16 protein-coding genes and 1 pseudogene are annotated in these 16,825 nt (G+C 62.3%); 3 read left to right on the forward strand and 14 right to left on the reverse strand.

Features of this window, described 5'->3' with window-relative positions:
• Window positions 1–547 precede the first annotated feature (547 nt).
• Together QFZ40_RS10960 and QFZ40_RS10965 are read left to right on the forward strand one after the other, a co-directional pair.
• The gene (locus QFZ40_RS10960) at window positions 548–967 is read left to right on the forward strand and encodes a YciI family protein (RefSeq protein WP_306904391.1); all 420 of its coding nucleotides are present in this window, start codon (window positions 548–550) and stop codon (window positions 965–967) included.
• Window positions 968–974: 7 nt separating this feature from the next.
• Window positions 975–2,228 carry an RNA polymerase sigma factor gene (locus tag QFZ40_RS10965; protein ID WP_306904392.1) on the forward strand — a complete coding sequence of 418 codons (1,254 nt, stop codon included), beginning with the start codon at window positions 975–977 and terminating at the stop codon, window positions 2,226–2,228.
• Between the two features lie 211 nt (window positions 2,229–2,439).
• On the opposite strand, the gene QFZ40_RS21680 is transcribed toward QFZ40_RS10965, so the two are convergent.
• The 3 genes from QFZ40_RS21680 to QFZ40_RS10975 all read right to left on the reverse strand — a co-directional run bounded on the left by QFZ40_RS21680 (window position 2,440) and on the right by QFZ40_RS10975 (window position 3,719).
• The gene (locus tag QFZ40_RS21680) at window positions 2,440–2,643 is read right to left on the reverse strand and encodes a YegP family protein (protein WP_373427423.1); all 204 of its coding nucleotides are present in this window, start codon (window positions 2,641–2,643) and stop codon (window positions 2,440–2,442) included.
• A gap of 153 nt (window positions 2,644–2,796) precedes the next feature.
• On the reverse strand, window positions 2,797–3,177 hold the full coding sequence (locus tag QFZ40_RS10970; RefSeq protein ID WP_306904394.1) for a DUF7793 family protein: 381 nt from the start codon (window positions 3,175–3,177) through the stop codon (window positions 2,797–2,799).
• Window positions 3,178–3,338: 161 nt separating this feature from the next.
• Window positions 3,339–3,719: a DUF7793 family protein gene (locus QFZ40_RS10975; RefSeq protein WP_306904395.1), complete on the reverse strand. Its 381-nt coding sequence runs from the start codon at window positions 3,717–3,719 to the stop codon at window positions 3,339–3,341.
• A 166-nt stretch (window positions 3,720–3,885) separates the two neighbouring features.
• On the opposite strand from QFZ40_RS10975, the pseudogene QFZ40_RS10980 reads away from it, so the two are divergent.
• Window positions 3,886–4,125: pseudogene (locus QFZ40_RS10980) on the forward strand (ATP-binding protein); the annotation flags it as partial.
• On the opposite strand, the gene QFZ40_RS10985 reads toward QFZ40_RS10980, so the two are convergent.
• The 11 genes from QFZ40_RS10985 to QFZ40_RS11035 all read right to left on the reverse strand — a co-directional run bounded on the left by QFZ40_RS10985 (window position 4,075) and on the right by QFZ40_RS11035 (window position 16,663).
• A complete protein-coding gene (locus QFZ40_RS10985; RefSeq protein WP_306904397.1) occupies window positions 4,075–5,385 on the reverse strand; it encodes a TrkH family potassium uptake protein in 1,311 nt (436 codons plus the stop codon). The pseudogene QFZ40_RS10980 and the gene QFZ40_RS10985 overlap by 51 nt on opposite strands.
• Window positions 5,386–5,506: 121 nt before the next feature.
• Complete coding sequence (locus QFZ40_RS10990) at window positions 5,507–7,486, reverse strand: amino acid transporter (RefSeq protein WP_306904398.1); 1,980 nt, start codon at window positions 7,484–7,486, stop codon at window positions 5,507–5,509.
• Window positions 7,487–7,687: 201 nt separating this feature from the next.
• Window positions 7,688–8,038 (reverse strand): hypothetical protein, encoded by a 351-nt coding sequence (locus QFZ40_RS10995; RefSeq protein ID WP_306904399.1) that lies wholly within the window; start codon window positions 8,036–8,038, stop codon window positions 7,688–7,690.
• Between the two features lie 58 nt (window positions 8,039–8,096).
• A complete protein-coding gene (locus tag QFZ40_RS11000) occupies window positions 8,097–10,073 on the reverse strand; it encodes an amino acid transporter (protein ID WP_306904400.1) in 1,977 nt (658 codons plus the stop codon).
• Between the two features lie 147 nt (window positions 10,074–10,220).
• Window positions 10,221–10,904, reverse strand: coding sequence for a response regulator (locus QFZ40_RS11005; protein ID WP_306904401.1), 684 nt, complete (start codon window positions 10,902–10,904; stop codon window positions 10,221–10,223).
• Window positions 10,901–13,465, reverse strand: coding sequence for a DUF4118 domain-containing protein (locus QFZ40_RS11010; protein WP_306904402.1), 2,565 nt, complete (start codon window positions 13,463–13,465; stop codon window positions 10,901–10,903). Before QFZ40_RS11010 ends, QFZ40_RS11005 begins: the two co-directional genes overlap by 4 nt.
• Window positions 13,466–13,581: 116 nt before the next feature.
• Window positions 13,582–14,346, reverse strand: coding sequence for an ABC transporter permease (locus QFZ40_RS11015; protein WP_306904403.1), 765 nt, complete (start codon window positions 14,344–14,346; stop codon window positions 13,582–13,584).
• Window positions 14,343–15,194 (reverse strand): ABC transporter ATP-binding protein, encoded by an 852-nt coding sequence (locus QFZ40_RS11020; protein WP_306904404.1) that lies wholly within the window; start codon window positions 15,192–15,194, stop codon window positions 14,343–14,345. Before QFZ40_RS11020 ends, QFZ40_RS11015 begins: the two co-directional genes overlap by 4 nt.
• Window positions 15,191–15,571, reverse strand: a complete 381-nt coding sequence (locus QFZ40_RS11025; RefSeq protein ID WP_306904405.1) for a DUF1048 domain-containing protein — start codon at window positions 15,569–15,571, stop codon at window positions 15,191–15,193. Before QFZ40_RS11025 ends, QFZ40_RS11020 begins: the two co-directional genes overlap by 4 nt.
• A gap of 2 nt (window positions 15,572–15,573) precedes the next feature.
• Window positions 15,574–15,924 carry a PadR family transcriptional regulator gene (locus tag QFZ40_RS11030; protein WP_306904406.1) on the reverse strand — a complete coding sequence of 117 codons (351 nt, stop codon included), beginning with the start codon at window positions 15,922–15,924 and terminating at the stop codon, window positions 15,574–15,576.
• Between the two features lie 202 nt (window positions 15,925–16,126).
• The gene (locus QFZ40_RS11035) at window positions 16,127–16,663 is read right to left on the reverse strand and encodes a DUF1697 domain-containing protein (RefSeq protein WP_306906898.1); all 537 of its coding nucleotides are present in this window, start codon (window positions 16,661–16,663) and stop codon (window positions 16,127–16,129) included.
• Window positions 16,664–16,825: the final 162 nt, after the last annotated feature.

Consider the following 16,825-nt stretch of genomic DNA (forward strand, 5'->3'; position numbering starts at 1 on the left):
GGTCGGTCCCTCAGTCATGGTCCGGGTAGGGGTGTCTGGAGAAGCCAGGACATACAACCTGAATGAAGAGGAGCCATTCTGGCGATCCAACGCACCGAGAGGGACCAAGGAAACGTGTCAAAAACGGTATTGGAATCCTAGTGACCAGGAGAAGATGCATGGATTCTCGCGTTATGTGCCCTGATCCTAAGATTGGACCGGCCCGTCCGAAAACGGTCGTTTTTGACCGTAGCGAATAGGGCACCTTCAACTGGCAGTTTTGCAGACAGGTCATACGGGAATCCACCAGGTCCGGAAGCCCGCGCCTTTGAAAGAGTTCAGCATGTTGCCCGGCCGCCTCACTGGCTTACGGGCGGTGTGACTGAGCACCTCGCGTCCTGGACAATACGGTCACAGCCGGTCCGGCTGGCGTTGATCGTGCGCTGGCGAGACGTCCTGCTCAGAGAGTACGGAAAGAATTCTTCGGCTTGTGTCGATCTGGCCTCGCGCCGTTCGACCTGTGGGTGAGAAGGTCGAAGGACGACCTTCCAGAACTAAGGAGTACGTGATGGCCAAGTACATGTTGATCATGCGGGCGACCGACGAGTCGTTCGCGAACTTCGCGAACACAGACTTCGCGGAGATCATGGAGAGCATGGGCAAGTTCAACGAAGAGTTGATTCGTGCCGGTGTCCTGCTGGCGGCCGAGGGCCTGGACGATCCGAACGAGGGCGTAGTGGTGGACTTCACCGGCGAAACGCCGGTGGTCACCGACGGCCCCTACGGGGAGACCAAAGAACTGTTCGGCGGCTACTACATCCTCGATGTCGCGTCGAAGCAGGAAGCCGTCGAGTGGGCCAAGCGGGCGCCGCTCACAGCAGGTAGCAAGACCGAGATCCGCCGCGTGACGACGATCGACGAGTTCCCGCAGGACAACAAATGGATCGAGAAGGAACGCGCCTGGCGCGAGCAGACCGGGCAGCTCTGACCCGACGGTGAGCACCACAGAGGCGCGGGGCGCCGTCGAGGCAGTGTGGCGGATGGAGTCCGCCCGCATCGTCGGCGCCCTCGCCCGCTACACCGGCGACTTCTCGCTGGCCGAGGATCTCGCGCAGGAGGCCCTCGCCGAGGCGCTCGTCTCCTGGTCCGAAAACGGCGTGCCGGCCGAACCGACAGGGTGGCTGCTCACCACCGGCCGCCGCCGGGCCATCGACACCTTCCGGCGGCGCGCCGCACGCGACGAACGCTATGCCCTCCTGGCCCGAGGCCTGGACGACGCGACGCCCGGAGCGGACGCACTGTTCGACCCCGATGCAATCGACGACGACGTGCTCGCCCTGATGTTCATCTCATGCCATCCCGTGCTGTCGAGGGAGGCCCGGATCGCGTTGACGCTGCGGGTGGTCGGCGGACTGGGCAGCGAAGAAATCGCCAAGGCATTCCTTGTGCCGATGGCGACGATCCAGGCACGCATCACCCGCGCCAAGAAGACGCTGGCCGCCGCTCAAGTGCCGTTCGTCGTCCCCGAACCGCATGAGGTGGCCGAACGGCTAGGCTCGGTGCTTCAGGTCGTCTACCTGATCTTCACGGAGGGCTCGTTTGCATCGGGCGGCGAGGAGTGGATTCGCGCGGATCTGGCTGTCGAGGCGCGCCGGCTGGCCCGCGTGTTGGTGCGGCTCGAGCCGGAGTCCGAGGTATTCGGGCTGCTCGCACTGTTGGAACTCACTGCTGCCCGATTCCCAGCCCGACTCGACGCGTCCGGCCGCCCGGTGCTTCTGGAGGACCAGGACCGGCGGTTGTGGGACCAGTCGGCGATCCGGCGGGGACGTGCGGCACTCGCTCGGGCCGTCGTGACCGGACGTGGACTGGGCGCATACGGCCTTCAGGCGTCCATCGCGGAGTGTCACGCGGTGGCTCGTTCGGTAGCCGAGACGGACTGGCAACGGATCGTCATCCTCTACGAAGCCCTGGGACGGCTGACGCCCTCACCCGTCATCGACCTCAATCGAGCGGTCGCGGTCGCTATGGCCTCCGGTCCGGCTGAGGGTCTCGCGCTGGTCGACGCGATCGCGTCACGGGGCGAACTGGCCGGCTCGCACCTGCTCCTCTCGATCCGCGGCGAGATGCTCACCCGACTCGGCCGTCGCGACGAAGCGCGGTCCGCATTCCTGCAGGCGGCTGAGCTGTGCGGGAATGCCGCCGAACGGGCGGTGCTCGAGCGCAAGGTCGACGGTGTCAGCCGACCGTAGGGGTGCCCGCCGCTGGACCTCACTACGAATGAAGACCTCAACAGTTGTTACTCGAGCTGCTTGACACGATCGTCAGCGCCGATGCAAACACAAATCCGGCCCCAAACCTAACGGTGTTCTTCGACAGCCGTCCCGCCCACCCTCCACATACGACAGAGACTCCCGCCAGTCGTCAGCATCACTGATGACTGGCGGGAGTCTCAGCACGGATCTAGGAATCGGTCAGGTCCACTATGTCTGACCCGGCGTTGTTTTTCACGGATTCGACGCCTTTCATCGCAGCGGCCTTGCTGCTGTAGGACTCTCCTGTGGCAATGACCTCGCCGTTGCCAGCCTTGAGGCGGAATCGGAAGCCCCCCGGGACTGTCCTTCTACACTTCCAACTTGCCTGCCATGCGCACGTCCTCCTAGTCATCGCATCACCGGATGTCCGGTAATGCTTGGATACTGCCCAACGTGCACATCCTAGCGACCGGATGGCGCCGAGCACTCCCACCGGCCCTCCATCGGTGGGCTTTCTTGCATGGCGCCGCTGTCCAAGTCCCTTGGATATGGGACACTGTCGGGATTAGGGAAGGGTTGCCTGGAGGAGCCAGTCCATGGCCTCATTGCGGGAGGTGAAAAACCGGGTGGGACACGGGAGCGTCCGGCGTGCCATAGCGAAGTTAGCAATGACACGGGCGACCGGGTTTGAGCCAAGCAGGGCAATTCGTGAAGCGGCGCACTTGACGCTGAAAATGGATCTGGCCTGACGGGTCACCGTTTGGGTGTTGGCTATGTCGATCAACAGCGGGTACTCGGCGCCGTCGGCAAGCTCATTGACCTTTGCCATCGCCGCATGTACGTCATCGGCCTCGAGAACAGTCCCCGGCTTCCACACAAGATGGAGAACTCCCCCAGCATCGAGCTCCACGGTACCCTTGCCGCCATCAACAGTGATTGGTTTCATCTTCTGCTCCCCCAGCATCTCGTGGAGCTAAGACTAACTGCCTAATTGAAAATGCGCAGCAAAACGAAGAGACAAAGGCCGGGCATTCCGTCGCAACTGGTGCTTCTGGACCGATCCAGACGGTCAGCACCATTTCCCTTGGATGCGGGACACGGCCGAGGTCAGGGATGGGATGCGTGGAGAAGCCAGTTCATAGCCTCATTGCGGGAGGTAAAAAACCTGGTGGGACACGGAAGTGTCCGCCGTGCCATGGCGAAGTTGGCAATGACCCAATTGATCCGGCTTGAACCAAGCAGGGCAATTCGCGAAGCTGCGCATTTGACGCTGAAAACGGACTTGGCCTGAGGGGTCACCGATTGGGTGTTCGATATGTCAATCAACATCGGGTACTCGGCACCGTCAGCAATCTCATTGACCTTTGCCATCGCCGCATGCACATCATCGGCCTCCAGAACAGTCCCCTGCTTCCACACCAAGTTAAGAACTCCCCCAGCGTCGAGCTCCACGGTGCCCTTGCCACCATCAACAGTGATTGGCTTCATCTCTTGCTCCCCCAACATCTCGTGAAGCTAAGACTAAGCCGTGTCCCATTTCGTTGGAAGTGGGACTGGACACGAATATTCGCATCGCCGTTTTTTCGTCAAGGCTGACCGCAGCCAGGGAAATTTGTTCTTCCGCTGCAGGCTGGGGTGCAGCTCTCGGTCCGATATGGAACTGGACCGCCGCGGTGCGGAACTGCTGTTCCAGGTCCTCACCCAGCGAGAAGAAAGAAATTCTATTGCGATAGCTTCGAACGAGTCGTTTTCAGTCTGGACGAAAACATTCACGGACCCTCGCTTGTCCGCGGCGATCGTTGACCGGCTGACCCTTCTCACCACACCCGCTGAGCATCTGGGGTTATCCGATGATTGGTCTTTCCTCGGGCAGGCTGTAGAGGCGTGGTCTTGACGATAGCGCCAGCGCGGAGGCTACGGTGACCGTGCCGATTCGTCCTGTGAACATGAGCGCCATAAGTACCCATTCCGCTGACGGGGGCAGGTTGTAGGTGATTCCGGTGCTCATGCCCACGGTTCCAAAGGCTGAGATGGACTCAAACAGGACTTTCTCGAGGCTGTAGTCCGTGAACATGAGCAGCAGCAGGGTGCCGGTTATCACGGCGGCTACCCCGAGCAGGGCAACAGAGAGCGCCTGCCGCTGTGAGGATGCGCTGATAGACCGGTGGCCGACGGTGACTTGGTCACGGCCGCGAATCTCGTTCCAGATGGAGAAGCCCAGCAGCAAGAAGGTGGTGATCTTGATACCGCCAGCTGTTCCTGCGCTGCCGCCGCCGATGAACATCAGGATGTTGGTCACCATCAGCGTCTCCGGGGCGGCTGCACCGTAGTCGATGCTGTTAAACCCCGCCGTGCGGGGGAAGACGCTCCCGGCGAAGGAACCAATGAGCTTTCCCGTGAGGGATAGCGGCCCGAGGGTTTCGTGCCGGTTCCATTCGAATGCTGCGAATAACGCGACTCCCACACCCAGGAGCAGAAGGGTGCCATAGACCGTGAGGCGGATATGGATGGTCCAGTCCCGGAAGCGCAGTCCGCCAGGCTGAAGCAGGTGGATAACCACGGGGAAACCGAGACCTCCAGCGATAATCGCCAGGCAGATCGGCACGAGGATCCAGGGGTCTTCGGCGAAACTGATCAGGTTGTCGCTGTAGAGGGCGAAACCGGCGTTATTGAATGCAGATACTGCATGGAAAATGCCGTGCCATAGGGCAGTGGCGGGATTGGTGTCGTAGGCGATCCAGAATCTCGCGGTGAGCACCGCCGCGGCAGCGGCTTCAAAGAGCACCATGATTCTCGCGACCCGGAACAGCACCGAGCGGACATCGCCAAGGTTCAGAGTGTGGGTCTCGGACTGTGCCACAAGCTGACCGCGCAGGCCAATGCTCCTACGGACAAGCAGTGCGAGAAGGGTCGCGAGGGTCATGATCCCGAACCCGCCAACCTGGATGAGAGCCAGGATGACGCCTTGCCCGAACGGAGTCCAGTACGTTGCCGTGTCCACGGTAATCAGGCCCGTGACGCAGGTAGCCGAGACCGAGGTGAACAGCGCGGTGAGCACGGTGTCCGGGTCAGTACCGGTGCGGGAAACAGGCAACGTCAGGACGGCGGCCCCGACGGCTATGACTGCGAGGAAGGCCAGGGGCACCGAACGCACCGGATGTAACAAGGCTCGCCTGACGGCGCTTTCCTTCCGCGCCCCGGCGTCCGTCCGGATCCACGGCAGATTCTTCCTACCATCGTGGCGGTCGGGCACGACACGTCCGGGTTGTCTGGAGTCAGCCGACATGGATGCCCGGCCGACGGTCGGGGTCCGGTTCGTTTTCCCGGATGATTTCCCGGACCACCGGAGCGGTGTCACCGCGGCCAAGGAGCAGATACCGCATCAGATGGGCCAAGGGATTTCCCTCGGACCATTCGAAATAGGCGTGAGGCCTGACCCCTGAGGCGTCGCGCAGGGCCAGGAGGATCGCGGCAATGGCATTGGGCGCAGCAGGGCTTTCGGCGCGAAGGATCCGGTATCCATCTACTTCGGTGCCCCTCACATGCAGGGTGTTACTGAAGCCTGAGGGGTCACTTATGTCTATCTCGAGGAAGATGACATCGGCGGTGCCGGGAACTGGATTCATTTCCCGCTGGTCGGTTTCCTTCGCGGAGTATTCGGCGGCGTTCCGCGCCTGCGGGCGGTTTGCGATCAGGTTGATCCGGCCGTCGAAGTCGAGAGTGTCTCTGATGAAACGGCGTGCGTTCTCATCAAACTCGATCCGGTCCACGCGCAGCTCGGTTGTCCGGCTCACGCGGGAGACCAGGGAGATGACGACAATGCCCAGAATGAAAAAGAGCGAAATGGTGATTCCGTCGGGTTTTTCAACCACGTTCGCCACCAGGGCGTAGAGCATGACGAGTGTCAGGACCGTGAACCCGATCGCGGCTGGCCGCTGCTTCCGGCGGATCGCGGAGATAGTCACCGCTACGGCCCCGGAGACCATCATGGCGAGGATCCCGGTGGCGTAGGCGCCTGCCTGGGCATTGACGTCAGCTTTGAATCCGATAGTGATGAGGATGCTGATGCTGGTGTAGACGAGGACTACCGGCCGGACGGCGCGGGTCCAGTCCGGGGCCATGCCATAGGAGGGAAGGTAGCGCGGGACAATATTGACCAGCCCAGCCATGGCTGATGCTCCCGCGAACCAGAGGATCAGAATGCTGCTGATGTCATACACCGAACCAAAGCCCTCGCCGAGGCGTTCATGGGCGAGGTAGGCAAGGGCACGGCCGTTGGCCTCGCCGCCTTCCTGGAACGCTTCAGCGGGAATCAGGATGGTGGTGACGAAGCTGCTGCCAATCAAGTAGACGCTCATGATCACAGCGGCAGCAGTGAGAAGCTTGCGGGTATTCCTGATCCTGGCCGCGAGCCGGTCCTCCGCCGTCGCGCCGCCGGCCGCGACCAGGGGCATCATGCTGACCCCGGTTTCGAACCCGGACAAGCCCAGAACGAGAAGCGGGAAGGCAATGAGCGCAGGTCCGATGACACCTCCCATACCGCTGCCGGAGGATGCCAGCGCCTCTGTCCATGATGAGAGCAGCTGGCGGGAGCCGATAATGTCAGCGAGCCCCGTGCCGATAATGACGGCGTTCAACAGAAGGAATATCGCCACGAGAGGGATCGCGACGGCGACCGCTTCGGTGAAGCCGAGCAGGAACACCCCGCCCAGGATGAGGAGAAGGACAACGGTGACGGCCACCCCCTGGCCTTCCAGGAAGTGAGGGACCAACGGGTTTTCCAGCAAGTGGACGGTGGCGTCAGCGGCCGAGAGGGTAATGGTGATGATCCAGGACGTGGCAACAAAGCCGAGCAGGACCAGGACAAACAGCTTCCCGCGCCAGAACGGCAGCAGGTTCTCCAGCATGGCGACCGAGCCTTGGCCGTGAGGGCTTTCCTTAGCAACTCTCCGATACATCGGCAACATGCCCAGCAGGGTCAGTGCGACGATCAACAGTGTCGCGAGCGGCGACAGCGCCCCTGCTGCCAGGGCGGCTATGCCCGGCAAGTAGGAAAGCGTGGAGAAGTAATCCACCCCTGTCAGGCACATGACCTTCCACCAGCTCTGCTGAGGGGCATGGTCCTCAGCCGACTCCGGACCGACCGGCTGGACCCGATGTTCCAACAGCCATCGCACCAGCCGATTACCCGACTCCGGTTCACGTTGCGGTGTCGGAACGACCGGAGGAATGTCGTGCCTGGCAGATGCCGTCAAGGTCGCGTCTTTCTGTTGACTCTTTTGGAACTCCCGGAGCGTAGCAGCAGGCAATAATGCCGACAACAGAAACCGCAGAATCTTAACGTTTCCTTTACGGCCCCCGAGGCGGCTACCGATCAAAAACTGTGCCTTCCATGCATTGAGGATTCCTCAAGAGTTGAAAGGGAGGGTTCTGGTCTGGGCCGTTGCCTGGCATTCTCACGGGAAGGATCCATCTGTCTGCCCGGGGATGCTGGCGGCGACATCCAGAGCTTCCTCGTAGGTATTTGGTGCTTTGTCGTGGAAAGCAGCATCAGCTTCGACGCAGAGCACGTCGCGGGCCAGCACTCGAACATGAACAAGCTGGTCGTGGGCTGCGCTGCAGGCCAGGACGTCTCCCTTAACTTTGGGTCCATGAGGACCTGAGCCAGGAGATGCCTGGAAAATAATCCACCAGGTGGCTCCGGACTCGTCCCTGAAGAGGGAGCCTGCGGGCGGCCGATATACAGCGCCGTCCACTCCACGGCCTTCGTAGCCCTCCACTGCCTCTGGCCGCGCAACGAATCTCACGCCACCCTCTGTTTGCCCTTGACGCCAGCCCATATGCAAATTCCGCCCAGGTCCGTGGTCAGCCGACGTGGACCCACGGGCGATCAGTGATATCGGGCATGGCCTCGCGCAGCACTTCGCGGGTGACGGGAGCAATTTCACCCTCGCCAAGGAACAGGAACCGCAGGAGGTTCGCTACAGGGTTTCCCTCAGTCCAGCGGAAGTAAATGTGCGGCATCAGTCCCGTCACATCGCGGATATGTAGCAAGACGGAAGCGATGGTGTTCGATACGACGGGTCCATGGACTTCCAGGATCTTGTACCCGTGCCGGACCACCCCGCGGACCTGAAGTTCCGTTTCGAAGTCGGAAGAATCGTCGACGATCACTTCCAGGAAGAGTGCCTCGTAGTTCAACGGCAAGTGGCTGACTTCGATCGCGGACGTGAGCTTGTCCCGGTACGCCTCTGCCGAAACCCGGAGTGGCTCGTGGGCGATGATAGTGATGGGCCCGTCCAGGTTGGTGGACATGAATTCCAGTGCCTGCTGATCAAGGTGAACGCGGGTGGCGTGCAGCTCAAAGGAGCGCATGACGCGTGACAGAAGGGACACCACAACGATGCCGAGGATGAATACGGCGGCGATTCTGATGCCTTCGGGGCGTTCAAAGATGTTGGCGACAGTGGTGTACAGGAAGACCAGCGAGATGACGCCGAAGCCAATGGTGCTGTTGCGTTCTTTCCGCCGTCTGGCTGACAGGGTCACGGCAACCGCCGCGGAGGTCATCAGCACCAGGACGCCGGTTGCGTAGGCACCGCCCTGGGCGTCGACGTCGGCCTCGAAGAGGTAGGTGATCAGGAATCCGACCAGGGTGAACACGAGCACGAGCGGCCGGACTGCTTTGGCCCATTCGGGTGCCATGCCGTAGCGGGGAAGGTACCTGGGGACGAGGTTCAGCAGCCCTGCCATGGCCGAGGCGCCGGCGAACCAGAGGATCGCGATGGTGCTGATGTCGTAAACGGTGCCGAACCCGACGCCGAGGTATTCGTGGGCGAGATAGGCCAGGGCGCGGCCGTTGGCCTGGCCGCCGGGCTGGAATTCCTGCTCCGGGATGAGCACCACGGTGATGAAGCTGGTGGCGATCAGGAAGGAACTCATGATGACCGCTGCGGTGGTCAGCATGCGCCTGGTTCCCCGGATGCGGCCTACTGGATTGTTCTCGGTGTCATTTTCTACTCCCCGGACCTGAGGCATTACTGCAACACCGGTTTCGAAGCCGGAGAGCCCCAGTGCCAGCTTCGGGAACACGATTAGCGCGACAGCGACGGCCATGAGCGGATTGCCGTGGGAGGTCCATAGGGTGCTCCACCAGTCCCCGACGGCGACGGGATGGTTAAGAACGCCAACTATCGTTACTGCCACGACCACCGCGTTCAGGCCAAGGTAGACGATGACGAGCACGACGGCGACGTTGATCGCTTCCTTGAATCCGCGCAGGAACACGGCGGCCAGCAGGGCGAGCAGGAACAGGGTGATGGGGACATTCTGTCCATGGAGCCAGTCCGGAACGATGGGGTTCTCAATCAGGTGCGCGCTGGCGTCGGCGGCCGAGAGGGTCATGGTGATCATGAAGTCGGTGGCAGCGAACCCGAGGAGAACAAGGACGAAGAACTTTCCGCCCCAGCGCGGCAGCAGCCGCTCCAGCATCGCGATAGACCCCTCGCCCCGGGGGCTCTCCCCCGCGACACGGCGGTAGACCGGCAGAGCACCAAAGAGGGTGACCGCGACCAGCACGAGCGTGGCCAGCGGGGAGATGACACCGGCGGCCAAGGCCGCGATGGCCGGCTGATACCCGAGGGTGGAGAAGTAATCCACACCTGTCAGGCACATTACCCGCCACCAGGCGTGCTTCTTTTCCTGCTGCGAGGTCACGCCGCCCGGGCCCTGGTGCACACCTTTGCTGTCCTGGAGCCCGAACAGCAGCCAGTTCTTGAGGGCCGCTTTGCCGGTGGGCTTCCGGACCGAGGGGTCGGCCGGCGGCCTGCTCAACGTGGTCATTAGTTCCTTTCCTGCCCGGCACGACTGCACCGCGACCAGAGCCGAAACTAACACCGGCAAGGAACCTCGGATCAGGAAAGGGACGATTTTTGATGAATCCTTTACGCCCGGCTCGCCGCAGCGGAACGTCCAATTGTGTGGGGCGGCTCAGGGTTCGAACCGGTACCCCATGCCCGCTTCGGTGAGCAGGTGCCTGGGCCGGGCAGGGTCGGCTTCAAGTTTGCGGCGCAGCTGCCCCATGTAGACGCGCAGGTAGTGGGTTTCACTAACGTATGCAGGGCCCCAGATCTTTTTCAGCATCTGCTGCTGGGTGATAAGGCGGCCGGGGTTGCGAACCAGGAGCTGAAGGATGGCCCATTCGCGCGGAGTCAGCTTCACGGGTGTGCCGTCGCGAGTGACCTTTCGGTTAGCGAGATCCACGCTGAAATCACCGACGTCGACCGCGGTTACCGCCTCCCCGTCGCCGTCGGAGCGGAGGCGTCGTTCTGCGACGCGCAGCCGCGCGAGGAGCTCATCCAGGCCAAAGGGTTTGGTGACGTAGTCGTCTGCACCCGCGTCAAGGGCGCGGACCTTGTCCTCGGATCCGTGCCGGGCCGAAAGCACGATGATGGGCATGTTGCTGGAGCGCCTGATCTTAATAATGATGTCCACGCCGTTGATGTCCGGGAGTCCAAGGTCCAGCACGACGACGTCGGGGTGGCCGGTTGCGGCGTGCTGGAGGGCAGCCAACCCGTCCAGCGCGGTAAGAACCTTGTATCCCTCGGCTTGGAGGTTTATCTGCAGGGCGCGCAGTAGTTGGGGTTCGTCATCGACGACAAGCAGTGTCGTCATGGGTGGCTTCTCATAGCGCCGGTTTCCGGGCGTGCCGTGCTTGGGCCGGCGGACAGGGGCAGCCGGATGAGCATGGTCAGTCCTCCTCCTGGCGTTTGTTCCGCCGTCAGCGTTCCGCCCATGGCTTCTGTGAAGCCTTTGGCCACGGCCAGCCCGAGTCCAATGCCGAGCCCTTCCGGTGCGTCGTCAAGGCGCTGGAAGGGCTCGAACATCGCGATGACTTTCGCCGCCGGGACGCCCTGGCCGTGGTCCACGATGCGCAGTTCGCCACAGGGGTGACCGTTGATGGCGCCCGCCGCCGCGCTGGAGGATCCGACGATGACAATGTCCGAATCAGCGGCGTATTTCAGGGCATTCTCCACGATGTTGGCAATAACGCGCTCCAGCATGCCCAGGTCAGCGTCAACTGCAGGCATGTTAGGAGCCAGGTGAACCCTGATCCGGCCACGAGGTAGTTCCCGCAGCGCGTCTTCGATGGCATCACGCCACGTCACTGGAGAGGTGAGTGAGGCTGTTGATCCGCTGGATATTCGGGACATATCCAGGAGATTGCCGATCAAGGAGTCAAGGCGGTTCGCGTAGGAGTCGATGGTGTCCAGCATTTCCTCCTGCAACTCGTCGGCCGGACGTTGTTTCTGGCGCTGCAGAGCGGTGACCGCAAGCTTAATACCCGCCAGCGGTGTCCGAAGGTCATGGCTGACGGCACGCAGAATGGATGTCCGGATGCTGTTGCCCTCAGCCAGTTTCGTCGTTTTCTTCAGTTTGAGCTGCAGTGCATGACGCTGCCGGAGTAAGAGCAGGTGGGCTCCGTGTGCTGCCAGCAACCGGCGCTCCCCTGCTGTCAGTGTCCTTCCGGAGAGAACTAGAGCTGTCCGGGGGTCTGCCATTTCAGACGCAACGGCCTCTGATTCCTCCGACCCGGGGGCCGGAGGCGGCTCTTCTCCTGAATGCGCCTGAAGGTTCCAGGCGCTGCCGGCATCGGTTTTGGTGAACAGTCCCGCGGAGCAGACCTGGAAGGTCTCGCGGACCTTGTCCAGAAATCCGGCAATGGTGTCATCTTCGATCAGGGCATCCCTTGCCAGGTCTGCCAGTGTCGCGGCCTCGGCACGGGCACGGGCGGCCTCCTGTGCCCGCTTGGCTGAGAGCCCCACGACCAGGGACACTGCAATCGCCGCACCCACGAATACGAGCAACGAGAACAGATTCTGCGGGTTACTGATGCTCAGGGTCCCGACGGGATCGGTCTCGAAGTAATTGAGCAGCAACGAGTCCAGAATCGCGGCGAGCACCGCAGGCCAGAGACCCCCGATGAACGCGACCGCCATCACTCCTGTCAGATGGACCAACACATGCGTGGCAAAGTTCAGCTCGGGGGCGAGGGACATCAATGCGGTGGTCCCGAGGGGAAGGAGTACCGCCAAGGCAAAGCCTGCGATTGTTCTGGCCCGGCCCAGCCCGCCGGATCTGACCTTGGGCAGGCCAGGACTGCCCAAGGGGTGGTGGGAGACCATGTGAACGTCAATATCGCCTGAGCCACGGATAATCTTTGACCCCACACCGCCTCCCAGCATGTGGGTCAGCCGGCCCCGGGAGACTCCCACGACGATCTGGGTGGCGTTGACGCTACGGGAAAAGTCCAGCAAAGTACGTGCCGGGTCGTCCCTGGATACCGTGTGGTAGCTGCCACCCAGATCGGTTACAAGCTTGCGCTGTGCCTCCAGAGCAATCGGGGAGGCCTCAGGCTTGCCGTCAGACACGCGGACATGAACGGCCAAAAGGTCTCCGCCGTTAACCCTCGACAGAATCCTCGACGCCCTCCGGATCAGCCCTTCGCCCTCCGGGCCCCCGGAGAGGCCCAGGACTACTCGTTCCCGCGCTGGCAAGTTCGCTGTAATGCCATGGCTGGCCCGGTATTTCGACAACCCTTCATCGACCCTGTCGGCCAGCCAGATCAGGGCGACTTCCCGCAATGCGATCAGGTTATCGAGCCGAAATTCGTTTGCAAGGGCAGCGTCAACCCTGTCTTTGGGGTAGACGCTTCCATCCGAGAGACGCTGGCGCAGCAATTCCGGAGAAATGTCTACGAGTTCAATCTGATCCGCCCGGCGCACGACATCGTCAGGCACCGATTCTGTTTGAGGCACCTGGGTGATGTCGGATACGACATCACCCAGAGAGGCAAGGTGCCAGATGCCAATTGTTGAGAGCACATCAATGCCAGCATCGAGGAGTTCCTCGACGTCCTGCCACCGCTTTTCGTTGCGGCTCCCGGGAGCGTTGGTGTGTGCGTACTCATCAACGATGGCGATTTGCGGGTGCCGGTCCAAGACGGCATCGACGTCCATCTCCTTCGCATCAAATGCGTGGGGCCCGAGGAGCGGCGGGATGAGCTCCAGCCCTGTCATGAGCTCCTGCGTCTCCAACCGGCCATGGTCCAAAGCAATGCCCACGGCAACATCCCTGCCGATACTCTGCAGCTGGCGGGCTTCCTGAAGCAAGGCAAAAGTCACGCCCGCACCCGGAGCTGCGCCCAGAAATATGCGAAGAATTCCCCTTGCCATACCCACAGTCTGTCAGCTCAGGGCCCGGTCCAGGTCCCCGGATTCCTGTCAATTGCCCGAGACTCTTCTCAATTGCCCGGGACTCTTTCATCCCCTTCCGGGGACAGGGCCCGGCCTCAGGTGATCTTGCGGCGGTAGATGACGCTCGCTAGGGCGTAGCCGATGGCCAGCAGGCCGACGAGCCAGGCGAGTGCGACCCAGATGCCATTGCCGACGGGTTCCTGGGCGAACAGGGCCCGGACGGTGTTCACGATGGAGGTCACGGGCTGGTTCTCGGCGAACCATGCGACCAGGCCGGGCATCGAGTCTGTAGGCGCGAACGCCGAGCTGATGAACGGCAGGAAGATCAGCGGGTAGCTGAACGCGCTCGCGCCGTCGACAGTCTTCGCTGAGAGTCCGGCGATCACGGCGATCCAGGTCAGTGCGAGGGTGAACAGGACCAGGATGCCGGCGACGGCGAGCCAGGCGATCAGGGATGCGCCGGTGCGGAATCCCATGATCAGCGCGACGCCGATAACGATCGCTACCGAGACCAGGTTAGCTGCCAGGGAGGTGAGCACGTGCGCCCAGAGCACGCTGGACCTGGCAATCGGCATGGACTGGAAGCGTTCGAAGATGCCGCCCTGCAGGTCCAGGAACAGCCGGTAGGCGGTGTACGCGATGCCGGAGGCGATGGTGATGAGCAGGATGCCGGGGAGCATGTAGTTGACGTACGACTGGTCCGAGCCGGTGTTGATCGCGCCACCGAAGACGTAGACGAAAAGCAGCATCAGCGCGATCGGTGTGACAGCAGTGGTGATGATCGTGTCGGGGCTGCGGAGGATGTGGCGTAGCGAGCGTGCGGTGAGGACGCCGGTGTCGCCGAGGATGTGGGCGTTCATTGCTTTTCCTTTCCTGCCGGGACCCTGCCGTGGGTGCGGCCGTCGTCGTCGGCGGAGTCTGCCTCGGTGCTGTCGGTCTCGGCGGTGTCACCGACGAGGGCGAGGAAGACGTCCTCGAGGGAGGGCTGCTTCTCGATGTACTCGACCTGGGCAGGCGGGAGGAGTTGCTTGAGTTCGGCGAGGGTGCCGTTCTGGATGATCGTGCCCTTGTGCAGGATGGCGATCCGGTCCGCAAGCTGTTCGGCCTCGTCGAGGTACTGCGTGGTGAGCAGCACCGTGGTGCCCTGGCTGGCCAGTTGCCTGATGGTCTGCCATACCTCGATCCGCGCCTGGGGGTCGAGCCCGGTGGTGGGTTCGTCGAGGAAGATGATCGGCGGGTTCCCGATCAGGCTCATGGCGATGTCGAGCCGGCGGCGCATGCCGCCGGAGTACGTGGACGCCTTGCGGTTCCCTGCGTCGGTAAGGGCGAAGCGGGCGAGCAGGCCGTCGGCGACCGCGCCAGGGTTCTTCAGGTGACGCAGCTTGGCGATCAGCACGAGGTTCTCACGGCCGGTGAGTACTTCATCAACCGCGGCGAACTGGCCGGTCAGGCTGATCGACTCGCGCACCTCACCGGGTTTCTCGCCGACGTCGAAGCCGTTAACCGTGGCGGTGCCGGCGTCGGCCTTCAGCAGCGTCGACAGGATCCGGACCAGCGTGGTCTTGCCGGCACCGTTCGAGCCGAGCAGCGCGAAGATGCTGCCCGCCCTCACGTCGAAGTCGACGCCCCGCAGCACCTGCAGGTCCTTGAACGACTTGCCGATGCCCTGCACCCGGATCGCAGGTGCAAGGGCCTGGTCTGTAGTCATGCCTTCGTCTCCTTTCCGTCGTGCCCGGTGGCGGCCTCGATCGCCTTCGTGAGCCGGGCGCGCTCCTTGTCGATCCACCGGGTACCGCCGTAGGCCTGGGTGAATGTTTCAGCGAACTCGACCGGGTCATCGCCAACGATCGCGGCCACCGGCGTCCCGTCGACGGCGGCACGCTCCCAGAGATCGGCAAAGTCGCCGAACATCCTGACCAGCGTGTCGCCGTCGGTAACTCCCCCGTAGTACATGAAGTACCGCTCGAATGCTTTTGCGGCCGAGGCGTACGGCTCGGGAAGCCCTTCGATGCGGGCCTTGTACTGCTTGAACTGCTTCTTCTGCTCCAGCGAGCCGGTGAGGGCTTCGATCCACTTAGCTGCCATGGTTACGCTCCTTCTTCCTGCAGGTGTTCGATGTTGTGATGTAGGCGTTCGATCCGCTCTACGAGGAAGTTCCACGTCCGCCAGAACTCCTCGAGGTACTCACGCCCCAGTCCGTTCAGTGAATAGACCTTGCGTGGCGGCCCTTTCTCGGACGGGACCTTCTCGACGTCGACGAGCCCGCGCTGCTCGATCCTGATCAGCAGGGCATAGACGGTCCCCTCGACGATGTCGGAGAAGCCCTGCTCACGCAGCCGCGCCGTGATCTCATACCCGTACGCGGGCCGCACGGCCAGGATCGCCAGGACAATGCCCTCCAGCGTGCCCTTCAGCATCTCTGTTGTCTGCTTGCCCATGAACCCCTCCTCTTACTACTCAGTGTTACTGACTACCACTAGATAGTAACACTGAATAGCATCGGTGCAAGGGCCATACACTCTGTTCTTGCTCCGGCACCCTTGGCCATCCCGGGTCATAAGCCTGAATGAACCCGACCGGGCAGAAAAGTGGCCCTCCCACACGCGCGGGGCCAAAAGCGGGGAACAGCTGAGGCGCTGGTCAGGTCACGGAATGCTCGATGACCAATTGCTGCAGAAGTTCCAGCGTGCTGAGCGTCCGGACGGTGATGTGCCGGTACTCCCGGGTCCGGCCTATCCGTGCCAGGACGCTCCGGGAAGCAGCATCGGTGCGGATCGACCAGTAGATGTGGCCGCCGGCCGGTGTTACTTGTTCCAGATCCGGTTCCGGCTCCATGCCGGACAACAACCGTGCGGCAGTGACGGAGCCAGTAAGAAAGATGACGTGGTGCGCATAGCTGGGCTGATCGTGCCATTGGGCTGGCGCCTCGTCCAGCACGCGAGCGAGTTGGGTTCCGGTCAAGACGACCGCGGGTGTGGATCGTCCGAGCCGCTGCCCCACTGCCCGCCCGATCTGCTCGGCCAAGTGTGCCGTCCTCGTCCGCGGCGCCTCGATAAGGAGATTGCCGCTCGGTAGGTACGATTCAAGTACGGTGATGCCTACCTGCTCGACGCACTCCCGTAAGGATGCCGTAGTGATCCTCGAGTTCGCTCCCGCGTTAACGGCCCGGAGTAGCACGACGTAGCGCAAGTCCAACCTCCATGGTGCTCACTGATGGGTTCATCATCCCCCGGCTTCCCAGGATTGAGAACGCACTGATCTGCTGCTGAGCGGAAAATGCCAATGAGCGGGCAACCCAACCGCCGGCGAAGCCCCTAGTGGTCGTTGTGAGCTCGATGA

The sequence above is a fragment of the Arthrobacter pascens genome (assembly GCF_030816475.1).
GTDB lineage: Bacteria > Actinomycetota > Actinomycetes > Actinomycetales > Micrococcaceae > Arthrobacter > Arthrobacter pascens_B.

What these genes read in the sequence shown, in the direction of transcription:
- QFZ40_RS10960 (WP_306904391.1), top strand. Translation starts at nt 548, where the DNA reads ATGGCCAAGTACATGTTGATCATGCGGGCGACCGACGAGTCGTTCGCG.
- QFZ40_RS21680 (WP_373427423.1), bottom strand. Translation starts at nt 2,643, where the DNA reads ATGACTAGGAGGACGTGCGCATGGCAGGCAAGTTGGAAGTGTAGAAGG.
- QFZ40_RS10970 (WP_306904394.1), bottom strand. Translation starts at nt 3,177, where the DNA reads ATGAAACCAATCACTGTTGATGGCGGCAAGGGTACCGTGGAGCTCGAT.
- QFZ40_RS10975 (WP_306904395.1), bottom strand. Translation starts at nt 3,719, where the DNA reads ATGAAGCCAATCACTGTTGATGGTGGCAAGGGCACCGTGGAGCTCGAC.
- QFZ40_RS11000 (WP_306904400.1), bottom strand. Translation starts at nt 10,073, where the DNA reads ATGACCACGTTGAGCAGGCCGCCGGCCGACCCCTCGGTCCGGAAGCCC.
- QFZ40_RS11005 (WP_306904401.1), bottom strand. Translation starts at nt 10,904, where the DNA reads ATGACGACACTGCTTGTCGTCGATGACGAACCCCAACTACTGCGCGCC.
- QFZ40_RS11010 (WP_306904402.1), bottom strand. Translation starts at nt 13,465, where the DNA reads ATGGCAAGGGGAATTCTTCGCATATTTCTGGGCGCAGCTCCGGGTGCG.
- QFZ40_RS11015 (WP_306904403.1), bottom strand. Translation starts at nt 14,346, where the DNA reads ATGAACGCCCACATCCTCGGCGACACCGGCGTCCTCACCGCACGCTCG.
- QFZ40_RS11020 (WP_306904404.1), bottom strand. Translation starts at nt 15,194, where the DNA reads ATGACTACAGACCAGGCCCTTGCACCTGCGATCCGGGTGCAGGGCATC.
- QFZ40_RS11025 (WP_306904405.1), bottom strand. Translation starts at nt 15,571, where the DNA reads ATGGCAGCTAAGTGGATCGAAGCCCTCACCGGCTCGCTGGAGCAGAAG.
- QFZ40_RS11030 (WP_306904406.1), bottom strand. Translation starts at nt 15,924, where the DNA reads ATGGGCAAGCAGACAACAGAGATGCTGAAGGGCACGCTGGAGGGCATT.